The 15,060-nt window shown below is 41.7% G+C and carries 13 protein-coding genes and 1 pseudogene; 4 read left to right on the top strand and 10 right to left on the bottom strand.

Translation table 11 applies throughout. The features are described 5' to 3' along the window. From ABWY16_RS17305 to ABWY16_RS17315, 3 genes are all read left to right on the top strand, one after another. Positions 1-247, top strand: a 247-nt coding sequence (locus ABWY16_RS17305; protein ID WP_353905913.1) for a S24 family peptidase, incomplete at its 5' end; no start/stop codon positions are given. A 2-nt stretch (positions 248-249) separates the two neighbouring features. Beyond that, on the top strand, positions 250-1,494 hold the full coding sequence (locus tag ABWY16_RS17310; protein WP_353905914.1) for a Y-family DNA polymerase: 1,245 nt from the start codon (positions 250-252) through the stop codon (positions 1,492-1,494). Between the two features lies 1 nt (position 1,495). After that, positions 1,496-2,191 (top strand): SOS response-associated peptidase, encoded by a 696-nt coding sequence (locus tag ABWY16_RS17315; protein WP_353905915.1) that lies wholly within the window; start codon positions 1,496-1,498, stop codon positions 2,189-2,191. Positions 2,192-2,287: 96 nt separating this feature from the next. Here the strand turns inward: ABWY16_RS17315 and ABWY16_RS17320 are convergent, their stop codons facing one another. The 7 genes and pseudogenes from ABWY16_RS17320 to ABWY16_RS17345 all read right to left on the bottom strand — a co-directional run bounded on the left by ABWY16_RS17320 (position 2,288) and on the right by ABWY16_RS17345 (position 11,062). Further along, positions 2,288-3,376 (bottom strand): GAF domain-containing protein, encoded by a 1,089-nt coding sequence (locus ABWY16_RS17320; RefSeq protein ID WP_353905916.1) that lies wholly within the window; start codon positions 3,374-3,376, stop codon positions 2,288-2,290. 9 nt (positions 3,377-3,385) lie between these two features. Beyond that, on the bottom strand, positions 3,386-4,495 hold the full coding sequence (locus ABWY16_RS17325) for a GAF domain-containing protein (protein WP_353905917.1): 1,110 nt from the start codon (positions 4,493-4,495) through the stop codon (positions 3,386-3,388). Positions 4,496-4,606: 111 nt separating this feature from the next. Next, positions 4,607-7,300 carry a hybrid sensor histidine kinase/response regulator gene (locus ABWY16_RS17330; RefSeq protein ID WP_502931000.1) on the bottom strand — a complete coding sequence of 898 codons (2,694 nt, stop codon included), beginning with the start codon at positions 7,298-7,300 and terminating at the stop codon, positions 4,607-4,609. After that, positions 7,298-7,960 (bottom strand): annotated as a pseudogene (locus tag ABWY16_RS21725) (PAS domain-containing protein); the annotation flags it as partial. The pseudogene ABWY16_RS21725 and the gene ABWY16_RS17330, both read right to left, overlap by 3 nt. Before the next feature lie 718 nt (positions 7,961-8,678). After that, positions 8,679-9,080 carry a helix-turn-helix domain-containing protein gene (locus tag ABWY16_RS17335; RefSeq protein WP_353905919.1) on the bottom strand — a complete coding sequence of 134 codons (402 nt, stop codon included), beginning with the start codon at positions 9,078-9,080 and terminating at the stop codon, positions 8,679-8,681. A gap of 20 nt (positions 9,081-9,100) precedes the next feature. Then, entirely contained in the window at positions 9,101-9,589 is a 489-nt protein-coding gene (locus ABWY16_RS17340; protein WP_353905920.1) for a hypothetical protein, read from the bottom strand. A 72-nt stretch (positions 9,590-9,661) separates the two neighbouring features. After that, positions 9,662-11,062 (bottom strand): M1 family aminopeptidase, encoded by a 1,401-nt coding sequence (locus ABWY16_RS17345; RefSeq protein ID WP_353905921.1) that lies wholly within the window; start codon positions 11,060-11,062, stop codon positions 9,662-9,664. A 597-nt stretch (positions 11,063-11,659) separates the two neighbouring features. Between ABWY16_RS17345 and ABWY16_RS17350 the strand changes: the two genes are divergently transcribed. Then, positions 11,660-11,773 carry a hypothetical protein gene (locus tag ABWY16_RS17350; RefSeq protein ID WP_353905922.1) on the top strand — a complete coding sequence of 38 codons (114 nt, stop codon included), beginning with the start codon at positions 11,660-11,662 and terminating at the stop codon, positions 11,771-11,773. Between the two features lie 158 nt (positions 11,774-11,931). On the opposite strand, the gene ABWY16_RS17355 is transcribed toward ABWY16_RS17350, so the two are convergent. From ABWY16_RS17355 to ABWY16_RS17365, 3 genes are all read right to left on the bottom strand, one after another. Beyond that, positions 11,932-12,294 (bottom strand): response regulator, encoded by a 363-nt coding sequence (locus ABWY16_RS17355; RefSeq protein ID WP_353905923.1) that lies wholly within the window; start codon positions 12,292-12,294, stop codon positions 11,932-11,934. After that, the gene (locus tag ABWY16_RS17360) at positions 12,294-13,835 is read right to left on the bottom strand and encodes a PAS domain-containing sensor histidine kinase (protein ID WP_353905924.1); all 1,542 of its coding nucleotides are present in this window, start codon (positions 13,833-13,835) and stop codon (positions 12,294-12,296) included. Before ABWY16_RS17360 ends, ABWY16_RS17355 begins: the two co-directional genes overlap by 1 nt. 629 nt (positions 13,836-14,464) lie before the next feature. After that, a complete protein-coding gene (locus ABWY16_RS17365; protein WP_353905925.1) occupies positions 14,465-15,028 on the bottom strand; it encodes a CHAP domain-containing protein in 564 nt (187 codons plus the stop codon). Between the last annotated feature and the right edge of the window lie 32 nt (positions 15,029-15,060).

Genomic DNA, 15,060 nt, shown 5'->3' on the forward strand with positions numbered 1-15,060 from the left:
AAAGGGAGCATTGTTGATTGTAGATCGCTCAGTAAAACCTAAGCCTGGGGCAATCGTGATAGCAAATGTTGAAGGCGAATGGATAACCCGTAAACTGGAATCAAATGATGAACAGAATTATCTTACCTGCGGACAAAAAGATAGAGATATTATCATTACTGATGAAGGCATCACCATTTTTGGATCAGTAACCTGGAGTTGCAATCCTATGTTCAATGGCACAATGGTGAAATATCTGATTGCATAACCATGGTAGCCCTTGTCGATTGCAACAACTTCTACGCCAGCTGCGAACGGTTGTTTAAGCCAGAACTCAAAGGCAAGCCGATTATTGTGCTTTCCAACAATGATGGTTGCGTAATTGCCAGAAGCAATGAGGCAAAAGATCTGGGCATTACAATGGGTGCAGTATTTTACATGATCGAAGATGAAATTAAGAACTATAAGATAAACGTATTTAGCAGTAATTATACGCTATATGGCGACATGAGCGCACGTGTCATGACTAATCTTGCCAGGTTCTCACCAGAGGTAGAAGTGTACTCTATTGATGAATGTTTCCTCGGTTTAACGGGAGTGCAGGATTTGGAAAATTACGGACACCAAATCCGTAATTCTGTTATTCAGAATACAGGCATCCCTGTAAGCGTTGGCATTGCCCCTACCAAGACGCTTGCGAAGCTTGCCAATAAGATGTGTAAGCGTACCGGCGGAGTTTGTGTACTGGATACTGAAGAGAAAATCACAGAAGCAGTGAAAGATTATCAGGTAGAAGATCTTTGGGGCATTGGCAGAGCCTATGCAAAGCAGCTAATCACTTTAGGCATTGAAACCGCAGCAGACCTGCGCAATCAGCCAATAGGCTTTGTACAGGAGAAGCTGACCATCCAGGGTGTAAGAATGTGGAATGAACTATGGGGCCGCTCCTGCATTCCGCTCAGCGATGTTCAGGAACGTAAAAAAGGATTGTGCACCAGCAGGGCTTTCAGTAGATTGACGAACAGTATGGAAGAACTCAGCGAAGCTACAGCCAGCTATGCCAACAGGTTGTCATTAAAACTCCGCAAGGATCAAAGTTGTGCAACAGTAATATCTGTCAGACTGCTTACTAATCGGTTTAAGACCGATACGCCGCAAGCATTCCCAGCGATAACTATTCCCTTAACCCATGCAGCCAACAGCACAGCAGAAATCGTAAAGGTGGCATTGGCAGGATTACGAGCTATTTATCGTGAAGGCTATATGTATCAAAAGGTAGAAGTAACCGCTACAGGATTAATTCCGGAAACAGAAGTACAATTAAATATGTTTAGCCATTGGAATGGGCCGAAAAATGATAAATTGAGCAAGCTCATGGATCAGATCAACGGCCATTATGGAAAGGGCACGATCAGAATAGCAACTGAAGGTACCGAGCAGAACTGGACAATGAAACGCAGGTTCCTGAGCCCGGCATATACTACACAGTGGAAAGACATCATCAAGACAAAATAATATGTGCGCCAGATATACTTTAACCAAAAAAGAGAAGGAACTAATGCAGGCTTATCAGGTGAAGTTGCCTTCACCTTTTGAACCTAACTTTAATTTAGCGCCTACACAGGAAGGCCTGGTGATCACGGCTGATCAGCCTGATATCGCACAGAAGATGCACTTCGGTTTGGTGCCCTATTGGGCAGAAAGTATAAAGATGGACTTTTCTACGTTGAATGCACGAAGTGAAAGCGCTACAACAGCTAAGACCTGGGCGCCATTGATCAAACACCACAAAACCTGTCTTGTATTAGCTGATGGATTTTACGAATGGGACAGAAAATCCGGGAAGCCTGTACCCTACCGCTTTGTCATAAATGACCGCGAACTCTTTGCTTTTGCGGGCCTCTGGAGCGAATGGAAAAGTAAAATGACGAATGAAGTGTACCGCTCATTCACTATAATGACTACAGTTGCTAATGATACCGTTGGAAAAGTGCATGATCCCAAATTCAGAATGCCTGTAATCCTGGATAAAAACGAAGAAGCCCTTTGGCTCAGTAAAGATATAAGTAGAGCAGACCTTATGAGTTTATGCAACCCTTATCCAGATGATCTAATGAATAGCTTTCAGGTTTCTGCCGCTGTCAATTCAACGGTGATCAATAAGGTCCACAATAATCATCCTGACCTCGTTCTGCCGCTAAATAGCTTATAATATGTTGCAAACAATTTGGTTGGGGCGCATTATTCGCGGCGTGAGAAACTTCCCCTTAATATAGTCAACAGGTTTCCACAATTCCTGATATTGCGATTATGTGCCAGTAAATCCTACAATTGCGTGTATCCTTTCATCCAGAATATCGTTAGCCTTTTGGATCTTAAAAAGTCCACTATAGCTTTTAAAATACCCATCCATTTCAAGCAATGTTAAAAGCCCCTTAATATTGGCTACGGGTTTACGGAGTTCATGAGATTGAAGAAATGCTGTCTCCATTAAAATATCCTGGTGGTTCATCATCTTTTGCTGCTGAACTATACGATCAGTAATATCTGTTGAATTGAAGGAAACCCCTATGATCTCTCCTGATGAATTTCTTGCAGGATCATATGTAATATCACACCAGTGTGCATTCGGTCCAAACTGGATCAGCCTTTCGTGCCTCACCTGCTCACCATCGAGTGCACGCTGACAGTTCTTAACAAAATCCAACAGGTAATTTTCACGGATGAAGTTGGTAACTTTCATCCCCTTCTCAATAGCTATACCGTATTCATTGTTTACAAAATCCCTCAATCTTTTATTAAAAGCCAAAATAGTATAGTCGCGATCAATGATAATATGTTCGGAGGTAGAGCTTTCAAAAAATGAGCTCAGTTTCAATTCTACCTGTTTTGCCTCTAAATACTGTTGCTTCATTAAAGCCAGGCCTGATTCAAACTCAAACAAGTTGATGGCATGACGCGCAAGCAATTTTAACATCTTCAGATTCATAGCTGAGATTTCGCGCGGTATTTGATCAATTACACAAAGACTCCCCAGATTATAACCATCGTGCGTAGTTAAGGGTATTCCTGCGTAAAACCTTATCATAGGATTCCCGGTAACCAGTGGATTATTAACGAAATTGTGATCCTTTAATGCATCCTCTACCACAAAAAAATCTGGTTTGCCTATGGTATGATTACAAAACGCATGTTCTCTCTCCGTTTGTGTAAAATCAAATGCCTGCTTGAATTTAATATACTGCGTATCCTCATCGATTAACGAAATTAATGCTGTTGGTGTACCGCAAATTTCGGCTGCCGTTTTCACAATCTTCTGCAATTCATCAGATACACTTAGTTCCAGGCTCAAATATCTATGCACTGCTTCAAGCCGTTCAAGTTCTTTTAAAGGCATATATCTATTTTAAAAAATCTTTGTAGCCGATTCATTTATTTTTTTTTGAATGATCTTCTCGTTCTTCTCTAACAATTCATCAACCGCGAGTTGGAGTAGCAAAAATTCGTCTATGTGCAGAGTTTTCGTTAAACCGGAGATCTTCTTTGCTTCCTGGGAGATTTGGTCGATATGGACCGTAAGTTCATCTGCCTGTATGGCGTTGATTTTACTGATGGCATCAACCTGCTGATTTAAATGTGTTTGATTACTTATACTCCTTGTGATATCTGTAGCATTAAACGATACACCGAAGCACTCACCGCTGGTATCTAAAGCCTGTTCATAGCTCATTGACCAACAAACTGTCCCCTGTGCATAGGTTAAATGACGTTCAATAGTAATGAACTCACCGGCAAGTGCCTTATTGAAATAATCAATAAATTCTTCCCTAAAAGAAGGCTGAATGTAGTCAACCAAATTTATGCCCTCAGTGATTTGGGTTTGATAGTTAGCAAACATAAAATCTGCCAGGGCCTGGTTGTAAGTAATCAGCTGCATATTTTTGTCCATCAGCAAATGACAGGAACTGGAACTTTGAAAATAGGTTAGCAAAATACTAGCCTTTTCGGTAGACTCTTCATACTGTTCCTTCAATATTTGTAATGTGAGATCAAATTCCAGCAAACGGGTTACCTGTTCTGATAAACTGGTTAACATCGTCTGCTGCAATTCTGATAAGGAATGACTTTCCACGTCAAAAACACATAGTGTGCCAATGGAATTCCCTTTTTCGCTGACCAACGGAACTCCAGCATAAAATCGAAGATAAGGACCAGCTTTTACAAATGGATTTTCTACCAACCGGCTATCTTTAATGGTATCCTCAATAATGAGCAAATCATTCTGATCAAGCGTGTACTGACAAAGTGTATCTTCGTAATCTACCAGATCAATGCTTGCTCCTTTGATAAATTTAACATATTGTTTTTCACCATCCATCAAGGTAACCATCGCGATTTGGGAACCACAAATTTCAGCAGCAAAGTCTACAATCTCCTGCAGCTCCTTTTCCTTACTGATATTCAAGTTTAGAAAGCGGCCCACATCAGCCAATCTTTCTGCATCATAACGGATCATATAACTATAACTAACATAAAAAATGTACAAAATTTACAAATACGTAAATTATTTCTATCTTCACTCAATCTGACAGTATACAATTACGTAGTTTTTTTACTACTGGATATTTTAAAGAAGGCCGCTACAGAACTCAATCTCTTCAGCTATGAGATCAATTAGATGAGAACTATTAACTTCAGTAATATCTGTAACTAGTTCTACCTCTCTTGCCAGTTTTGCCAATTTGGGAAAACCTGCTGAAACCGCAGTACCATATATTTTATGTCCCTGCGCAGCTACCTCTTCTGATCTGCCCTGTTCAACTGCTTGTCTTAGCGCAATTAAAGATCCGGCGAGTTGAACTTTGGTCAGCCCAATAATCTCAGCAATGACCAATTGATTATCTCCGATATGCTTGCGCAAGATATCAGGGTCGAAATGTGTTAGTTCCTCTGATTTGACAGTTAGTTCCAGAATTGGATCAAGTGCATCGATATGAAGCCATTTTTTAAGAATCTGGACTATCGTTTCTTCTACGACAGGTTTAACTACAAAATCATCCATACCTGCAGCAATGCATCGTTCACGTTCATTCTTTACATTCCCCGCTGTCAATGCAATGATTGGGGTTTGGTGTCCATCCTGCTCCGATTTCCTGATTTCAATTGTGGCTTCATAACCGTTCATCTCCGGCATTTGTACATCCATTAAAATTAAATCAGGAGCACTGCTTATATAATGCTCCACTGCTTCCATTCCATTTTTTGCTTCAAGTACTACCGCATTAACGGCAGCCCTCTGAATGATGGTTTTAGCCAGTAACATATTCACAGGATTATCATCGGCAACCAGTACCGTCAATTTTTCTGTCGTGAGTAAAGGTGCAGCCTCTTCTGCATGACTAAATTTGGGTACTTCTTTTAACATCATACGGGACAAGGTCTGATAAAGATCCGTTATTTTCACGGGTTTCACCAAACGTGAATTGACTTCCAGCTCGTCACAGGCCTTGATAATCTTTTCGTCATCAGAAGAACTGAACAATAGGACGATAGGCTGTAAAGTGTCGTTGAAACTGTCCCTAATCTGGCGGATGGTATCTATTCCGTCCAAATATGGCATATGGTAATCCATTAGAATAAGGTCAAACTTCTCTCCCGATGCCAGTATCTGCAAAGCTTCAAATCCATTTTTGGCTGGTGTGCTGTGGATGTCTTTCAATAAAAGCATCTGTTCCAGGATCACCCTGTTATTTAAATTATCGTCAACAATCAGTACTTTTTTGATCCAATTGATATTTTCCCATTCCTTAGGTCCGCCCCTTTCACATCTTAACCAAACCTCAAAATAGAATTCGCTTCCTTTTCCTAAGGTGCTGTTCAGTTCGAGCTTGCTATCCATTAAGCCTAAAAGTTTATTACTAATGGCCAGTCCCAGCCCGGTACCGCCATATTTTTTGGTAGTGGAACCATCTTCCTGTGCAAAAGCTTCAAATATCTTTCCCTTTTTATCGTCCCTGATGCCTATCCCAGTATCACGAACACCAAACCGAATCAGCGAATGCTCTTGTTTTTCCTCTATTACTTCTATTTTAAGTTCTATTTCACCCTGATCAGTAAACTTTGCTGCATTTCCCAATAAATTAACAAGAATCTGCTTTAAGCGTACCGAATCTGCCCAAATAAACCTTGGCAAATCCTGAGAAAGGTTGAGCAACATTTCCAGTCCCTTTTTCTGTACCTGGTAAGTAATGATGTCTGTAGCCTGACCACTAATGTCATAAATATCGCATTCCTCCACATCCAACTCCAGTTTTCCGGCTTCGATTTTAGAAAAATCCAGAATGTCGTTTATAATACCCAGTAAAGCCGTAGCAGATTGATTGACGATGGATAGATATTGCAATTGGGTATCAGTCAGTTTTGTTTTTAAAACCAAATCTGTAAAGCCAATAACGCCGTTTAAAGGCGTCCGTATTTCATGGCTCATGTTCGAAAGGAAATCAGACTTAGCTACACTGGCCTGCTCGGCAGCAATTTTAGCCTGTTTGAGCTCGTTTCTTTGATGAACAGCAAGCGTGATGTCTTGTGTAAAAATAATCATTCCGCCTACGGAGCCGTCATCTTCTAACCACGGCCTCATTTCCCAGCTGATAAATTCCTGATTCCCGAAACCCGTCCCCAGATAACGGTCCTCTTCCATCCTTTCTACTGCTCCATTTAAAATTCGCCGGTGACGTCTCCTCCCTTCCTCAGTTATAAAAGGAAAATGAGTATAATAAGATGTTCCAATGATCTGCGGGCCTTTCAGTCCATAATCTTCCAGCCAGCGGTTACTAACTGCAATATAGTTCATTTCCTTATCCAGCATGGCTACAGCCGCTGGGGCATGAGCAGCGAAAGAGATCAGCACTGATCTTGCCCTGTTCGCCTGAAGCTCAGTCTTTTTCCTTTCATCTATATCCTGGAAAGATCCATAAAGTCTTTTACACACTCCATCCTCGAAAAAAGCATTGCCCATGGCCTTTACCCAAACTTCTTTCCCTGTGAAAGTTGTAATCTGTAATTCCATCTCCCACCCTTCCCCGGTCTGAATTGCATTTTCAACCGCATTTGAGATTCGGTCACGGTCTGCACCTTCCTTGTAATAACTGACTGCGGTCTCCAGGGAAGGTTCAAATTCCTCAGGAAGTTCGTGAATCTCTCTGGTCACGGATGTCCAGAATAATTTGTCCGTAGCAAGATCAAGCTGCCATCCACCAACCCGGGCCACCTTATTCGTCTGTTCCAGCATTTCACTTAACTGAACCAAACGCTCTTCCATAGATTTGCGTTCGGTAATATCTAACGCATTACCTATGACATAAGGTGGTTTTCCCTGAATGTTTTCCAGCACATTATTAAATAACAATGTCCTGGGCGAGCCATCTCTGTGCCTCACCAACATCTGACCAGAACCGCGACCAGTGACCTGAATTTCAGTCAAATACGCTGTCAGGTAAACATGCCTTTCCTGGGGTATGATATCAAATAAACTCATTTGCTCAATCTCCCGGATACTGTAACCCAAAATAGCCGCACCAGCCGGGTTTATAGTCAAAAACTTACCTTCAAGGTCATGGGTAGTGATAAATCCCTGCGAATTCTCAAAAACAGCTCTCAGGTTGGCTTCTTTTTCAGCCAATTTTTCCTCGTTTTCCTTAATTAGGGTAACATCACGGCCTACGGCAAATAGATTGTCAGTATGCTTTTCAGGGGTTACTACCCATTGAAATATTTTATAGGTGCCTGTAATAGTGAGTAACCTGTGTTCAAAATTGGCGACAGCAGTACCTTTCCTCAGCTTTTCCATCTCTTGCCCAGTCACAATTTGATCTGCAGGATGAACCAGCTCAAACAGATTCTTCTTCAACATTTCTTCGCCAGACCAGCCCAGTAAATTTTCAAATGCAGGATTTACCTTCTTAAAATAGCCGTCCGTACCGGCAATGCAAATCAGATCGCTGGACAACAAGAAAAGCTTTTCAAAATTCCTAAGCTCCTCTTTCAATCTGCGTTCTGCAATCAACTGCATCACCTCCAGACTAAGCAGGCGAAGGGATTCCTTCTGCTTGTCAGTTAGTGAATTGGGTTTTCTATCCAGCACACAGAGTGTACCCAAATTGTAACCGCTGGGGTCAGTAAGCGGATAACCTGCGTAATATCTTAAATGTGGATCACCTGTTACTAACTCGTTCTCTTTAAACCGCTCGTCCAGGGTGGCATCATTGATTTCGAACAGGCCATCATCCATGATTGTATATTGACAAAATGCAAGTTCCCTGGAAGTATGGTCTATATCAAGCCCTACCTTTGACTTAAACCATTGACGGTCATGATCAAGCAAGGTGATGAGCGATATTGGAACTTCGCAAATATTACTGGCAAGGGCTGTGATTCTGTCGTATTCTTCCTCAGATAAGGAATTTAAAATTTCATAATTCTTTAAGGCTTTCAACCGCTCATTTTCATTTTCGGGTATTGGGAATATTGCCATTTTTGTTAAAGCATTTAAGCAAGTAATTTAAACAAAAATTGATAAAACCACCTGCTTAAAAGAAAATTCACGCAGCATCAGCAATAGTCATAAATTTTATTGCACTATGATGGATAACAGTTGTGGCGTAAGGGAGGAACCTGCTGCTGGTATAATTAATGATTTGCTACTTAAGCAGACTTTTCCGGTAGTCGAGAGGCGACTGGGACGTCTTACTTTTGAACAGCTTGTGAAAAGATTGCGGATATTCGAATCCCAAAGAATAAGCTATTTCTGCAACCGTCTGATGATCTTTCGCCAGTAATGCTTTCGCCCTTTCGATCACCTTTTCATGAATGAACTGCTGGGTAGTCTTGCCGGTCAGATTACGTAGCAGGTCACTTAAATAGCGGGGCGTAAGGTTAAGCCGGTCAGCAACTATATCTACCGTGGGCAGTCCTTTCGTTAAGGCATGCTGGTCATCCAGGAAACGATCCAGCATTCCTTCCAATTTAACCAACACATCGTTATTCACTACTTTGCGCGTCAGGAATTGCCGGTCGTAAAATCGGTTGCTGTAATTCAGCAAAAGCCCGATCTGCGAGATGATCAGTCCTGACTGAATCTGTCCATGCGCTCTCCAAGTTCATCCTGGATGAACCGGTAAATGTGCAAAATCTTATCCTTTTCACTGTCGCTTAAGTACAAGGCCTCTCCGGCCGAATAATTAAAAAAGCTGTACTGTTTAATCTGATTTCCTATCGGGTATGGCCTTAAAAAATCCGGGTGAATATGCAGCGTCATACCATCATAATTGGCTTCCTCATCCTGCATCCGTAATAGCTGGCCCGGTGCGAAGAAAGACATGCCGCCCTCCTCAAAATCGTAAAAGCCCTGACCGTACTTTAGTCTTCCCGAAAAGCTGGTCTTGAACGAGATCTTGTAAAAATTGAGAATGATCCCCTGCTCATAATCCTTCGGATCGAATATCGCTTCTCCATAATTGATTAAACCAATCAATGGATGGCTAGGTGGAGGCTGCCCCATCGCTTTGTTTAATTGGGACAGCGAATAAAATATGACCGGTTGCTTCTTCATGCTGATGACTGACTAAAATACGAATTGTGTCCCTAAGTTGCTCATCTGAGCTGCATCCCTTGCCATATCGACTTACCGGAAAACCTGTTGCAGGTTCACCTGATCCGAAAGTGTCAATAAAGGCACCTGCTGCTCATATTGGATACTGAAGCCTTGTATTAATTTAATTTTACGGAAGTCAAGATACTGCCCACCGGCCAGGTAACGATTGATCTCTGCACTGATATCCTTGCCAGGTAAAAATGGACGGATCACCCTAACGAAATCAGCCTTCGTCAATACCGTCGCACCATCGGAATTGCGATTGGCGTTAAGCGCCTGCAGAAACTCGCGGATGGTTTTCTTCCCGCCAGAAGCCAGCCTGAGCTGGTTGTCCAAATAAAAGGCATAAATAAACCCACGGTGGTAAGGAAGCCTTTCGTACAAGACGCTTTTAAAAAAGTTAGTTTCGATGGAATCACCCGGTACCTCACCTACCGAGCTGCTGTAATGGGGCGTCAGATTTTCGTAGTTCATATAATTCACAAAATCAGCCTTGCTGTAAAGTCCTGTTTTTACCAGGTTATAAATAGCTATATAATCATTAAAACCCTCGTTGAACCAGTTGTTCTCCATACCGTTCTGCGCTATTTTCAGGTTTACGCCAATCCAGTTATGAGAAACCTCATGTGCAACGATCCGGAGTTTATCCTTTTCGAGTGGCCCACGGTAGCGCACGCTCATGCCGTTTGGCAAAGCCATGCCAGTCATCGTGGTTGGCACTTCGCTAAGCAGCGGGATCGCGCTAAGTATAAAAAATGGCGCTTTACGGTCGTTCCAAAATGCCCGCATAGAGGGCATAAAGGTCACCATGAAGTCCTTTAGTTTATCAGGCACTCCGCTGCTGGTATCACTTTTAGAAGTTACCAGGTAATGCTGTATGCCATCCAGTTTCCTTTTGGTGATCATCATGTTGCTGCTCATATGTATCATGATCTCATTTCGTGCAGAACCCTCATAAGAAATGACCTGTAGCTCATCCGGCTTGGCTTCGGGGTTGGTAGAGATCAGATAAGGCATCCCTTTTGGCCAGTGATCCCACTTTATTCCGATCTGGTTGTAAGAAGTATCCCGCAAATACATAAATAACTGGTAGCCCATCGTATAGAAGAATCCTGGTGCGACTGTGGTCCGGAACGCCTCGTTGACCTTCGCCCTTTGCTGGTCAGGCACCAATTTTCCATCGATCTCCGCATGCAGAGTTTTAACGCCGGAGTTCCTGTGCTGCACAACAATCTTGCGTTGCGACTTAATGATTTCAATAGCCTCTCCGTTCTCCGACTTAAGGTTACCAAGGATATCAAATATACGGGGTTGTCCGCCAGCCTGCGGATTACCAAACACAAATACAGTACTATCATTACCATGATCATTGTAGAAGATGTCCATTTTTAAAATAGATGACTGCCCATCCCAGGACAAATGGTAATCCATACGATTAATAGGTGGTACAGTTTGGGCAAAACCTGCTTGCCAAAATAAGAAAGAAACTATGGAGATGATAAGTGGCGTGTAGTAATACCGGCATCGGGTGGAAATTTGCATAGCTGAGTTTTGATTATTCATTTGATATACCCTCAATGTGCCTGACAGTAGCATTAGTCAAGCGCAACATTAGTTTGCAATATGCTCCTGATTATGATTAAAGAAGTATCCGAATTGGTATAAATAGTATCCGAAATTACGCCTTTGATTTTATCATATTCGCTCCCGATATGCTTTCGGGTAAGTCCTAAAAGCTTTTTTACATGACGGGTGAATAATGAACGACTTGAAAAGTTCATTACATTGGCGATTTCAGAAATATTCAGGTTTTTGTTCCTTAATAAAAGAATGATCCGTTCTCTTGTATATCCCTGTATCCATTTTTAGGCTGTAATGCGGGTATTGGCTTTACAAATATAATTGAGGTATTTGGGCATAATGTCCAGCCTAACGCTGTAAAACCTTACTGCACATTCCCTCATAGAATGTTGCCCATCAGCTGAACTCTAGGATTATGCACAGACCAACGCAGCAACTACAAGTTTTGTGAAATCACTGGCAAAACAATTAGCTCCAAAAGGTATCCTTGTAAATGGTGTGGCACCAGGCCCAATGTGGACGCCGCTACAGGTAGTGGAGGAGCAAGTATGGAGAAACTGAAACGTCTCCCGAGGCAAGCTATTCAACTGGACAGATACATGGTGCCACAGGTGGAGGTGGACAGCCATACTTAACGGATAGGTTCATTGACTGATTATGCTTAAATGGCAAACAAGGCATATTCGATCTATCTTTATTACATATTGCATTCCTGGAGCTCAATTTAAAAGGCTATCCACCACAACCAGAACATTGTCGAAGTCAAAAGGCTTAGAGATGTATGCTGTAGCTCCGGCGGCAGCCGCAATCTCTGCACCATCCCGGCTTGCTGACATGACTATAACCGGAAGATTCGTCGTCTTTGGATCATCTCTTATCATCCTCAGAATCTGGTCTCCAGACATAACGGGCATCCACAAGTCAAGAATAATCAAATCAGGTTTAGTTTTCTGAATTATTGATTTAACGTTTAGGCTATTTAACTCTGGAATAATAGTATGGCCCGTTTCTTCGAGGATAAGTTCCAACACATCTACTATTCCCTCGTCATCATCACAGATTAGTATTTTCTTATTTTCCATTACTCCTGATTGTTTGGTATGGTGAAACTAAAGGTAGAACCTTTTCCAATCTCGCTTTCTACCCATAAGGTACCACCATGATTTTTTATAATCTGATCACATATGTAAAGACCTATGCCCATCCCCGGAAAACGCTTTTGTATCTCTCCGCTTCTAAAAAAACGTTCAAAAACCCTTTTTTTATCTTCGCTATTCATGCCCAGGCCAAAATCCCTTACAGATACTTTTATATAGTCACTCACTTTTGAAATGCTAACTTCTATTTCCTGAGCATCCGGAGCGTATTTTATTGCATTGGAAAGAAGGTTATTAATTACCTGGATAATATGAGACTCATCGCCAATTACCTGTGCACCTGTTCTTCCATTTATCAGAATTCGATGATTGGTTGCTAATGCCCGGATACCTTCTATTGCCTCGTCAATCATCGCATCAAAGTCGAAACTAGTTTTATGCAATTCTATATTCCCGGTCTGAATGCGGGAAACATCAAGGAGTTCTGCTATAAGATTGTTTAGCCTGTCAACATAGGACGCAACCTTACCAAGGGTTTTGTTGAACTTTTCTGAGGCATTGTCAGGAATATGTCGCTCCAGGATCTGGATATATCCTTTTATGGTGGTCAACGGGGTTTTGAGCTCGTGGCTTGCAATAGACAAAAAATCATCCTTCCTTCGTTCAATTTCCTTTCTCTCAGTTATATCTTCTATAGCAAGTAGGATCTGATCCTTGAACTGGCCCTCGAGCTCAATGCGATATGCATTTAACAGCATCAGCTTTTTTCCAATATGTGGAAAATCATGTTCAACTTCAAAATCTACAACGGGATTATTGGTCGGCAGGATCTTTATCAAAAGTTCTTTCAAAACCGGGATGTCCCATTGATGATTGCCAAGTTCATACAAGTGTCTTCCTACGGTCTCCTCGGCAGAAACCTTAAAAGTACTCAGGAAATGATGATTGGCACTCAAGACATAAAACTTTGGGTCCAGCACAAGCAGGCCTTCCCGGACAGTTTCGATAATGCTGGATAAAAAAGATTCGCTTTCACGTAACTCAGCGGTGCGCTCCTCTACTTTTTTTTCCATCATGGACTTTTGTTGCCGAAGGTCCTGCTCAGCCTTTTTTCTAAGTGTGACATCATTCTGCACACCGATGAAATGTGTTACAGATCCCGTAGCATCCTTTATAGGAGACATATACAATTCATTCCAAAACAGCTCACCATTTTTTCTATAATTCCTGATCTCGACCTTGCATTCTTTACCGTCCCTCACAGCTCTTTTCAAAACATCACGCTCAATCTGAGCCCTGTCGTCCCCCTGCAGGAATCTGCAATTATGTCCAATAATCTGAGCCCTGCTATATCCTGTTATAAGCTCAAATGCTTTGTTGCAATACACTATAGGATTATCTTGCTGAAGGTTATCGGTAATAATGATACCGGATATAGAAGCGTCAAGTGCTATGGTGAGCAATTCAAGATTCTCAATTACGGATTCACCGGAAATATTGAATTTACCATTTTGAAAATTTTTCAAAGGTGTAATATGATTTGTTATAATTTTGTTTATTGCGTTATTTAACATTGTACTTTTTAAAAAGTTTATAACTTTTTAACATTTGGCCTAACTCAAATACAGGCATAGGGCCAGGGAAATACTGGCTGTCCTGCTATGCTAATGTCTTCCTGACAATTCTCTTTAACCTTGTCAAAAAGAAATCGGGCGTCTTTTTCAGTAGCTGCGTCACTTTGTATAGTGATTAAAGCAGGGACGAGTTGAAACGTTTTGATTGGTGTACAACTTAAAGTTCTAAATTAAAAAGTAACAAATCCGCGAGAGTGAGTATACATTTGCCGCGTAATTGTAACTTAGTATTGTTAAGATTGAATCCGTTTGTTATTAAATACACCTACCTATGAAGCCTCACGTAATTGTGGGGCTTTTTCCTAGTCCATCTAGGCAGCAGCTAATAACTTGCTGGTTATGTAATTAGTTTATTTTTTCAGATGATTATTCAGGGGATTTACTATGCTTATCGATAAATTTGCCACTGGCAACTATATCATCACTGCTATTAAAAAAAGTTTGATCAGTGGTTTTACTGTTTCGCTTAAGCAAGGTGCAACTGCAGATTATTAGCATTACAAGGACTACCTGTATCCTTTTCATTTTGACACCCTCCTTTCTGTGTACCAGTCGGCAATGCTATGTATAGTTCTCACATGCCTTACTTTTCGGAATACTCCATCTCCATCCCTTCCCCCCTGCAATGTGGTGTTTCCTTCAGTTGTATAGATATAATCACCTTTTTGAGAGATCACTATTCCTACATGTGCTACGCGCTTCAAATCCGGAAAATAAATTCCAATAACATCGCCGGGCAGTGCAGACCTTGCCAATCTGGAGCGTGGGAAAAGGTCTGGTGACCAACCCGATCTGGGCTTAGGAAAACCTGCTTTTTGGTATACCCAGCTTACGAAAGCTGCGCACCAGGGGGCTCCTTTCTTCAGCTTCACAACTGATAGGTATGCCTCCACCCTGGCCCCGTCATTATGGCAAGTGAGTTCTTTTACGCCCAGCTCATTGTTAGCTATTTCGGTTATGGTAAAGCGTGATGGTTTCTGTTGGCTGTGCTTAAGGATCCTGATCAGCAGATCGCGTCGATACAATTCATTGCTGCTAAAATAAGCAAGGCAAAGCAGGCAAAGAAAAAGCTTAATTGTTGACATGAGGTTAAGTGGTTAAATTTGACAATCAGTTT

It is taken from the genome of Pedobacter sp., from assembly GCF_040513095.1.
Lineage (GTDB): Bacteria > Bacteroidota > Bacteroidia > Sphingobacteriales > Sphingobacteriaceae > Pedobacter.

Coding starts and splice junctions, on each gene's coding strand:
- ABWY16_RS17325 (WP_353905917.1), bottom strand. CDS start 4,495: ATGATCCGTTATGATGCAGAAAGATTGGCTGATGTGGGCCGCTTTCTA.
- ABWY16_RS17355 (WP_353905923.1), bottom strand. CDS start 12,294: ATGGAAAATAAGAAAATACTAATCTGTGATGATGACGAGGGAATAGTA.
- ABWY16_RS17340 (WP_353905920.1), bottom strand. CDS start 9,589: ATGAAGAAGCAACCGGTCATATTTTATTCGCTGTCCCAATTAAACAAA.
- ABWY16_RS17315 (WP_353905915.1), top strand. CDS start 1,496: ATGTGCGCCAGATATACTTTAACCAAAAAAGAGAAGGAACTAATGCAG.
- ABWY16_RS17310 (WP_353905914.1), top strand. CDS start 250: ATGGTAGCCCTTGTCGATTGCAACAACTTCTACGCCAGCTGCGAACGG.
- ABWY16_RS17330 (WP_502931000.1), bottom strand. CDS start 7,300: ATGGAAGAGCGTTTGGTTCAGTTAAGTGAAATGCTGGAACAGACGAAT.
- ABWY16_RS17345 (WP_353905921.1), bottom strand. CDS start 11,062: ATGGATTACCATTTGTCCTGGGATGGGCAGTCATCTATTTTAAAAATG.
- ABWY16_RS17365 (WP_353905925.1), bottom strand. CDS start 15,028: ATGTCAACAATTAAGCTTTTTCTTTGCCTGCTTTGCCTTGCTTATTTT.
- ABWY16_RS17320 (WP_353905916.1), bottom strand. CDS start 3,376: ATGCCTTTAAAAGAACTTGAACGGCTTGAAGCAGTGCATAGATATTTG.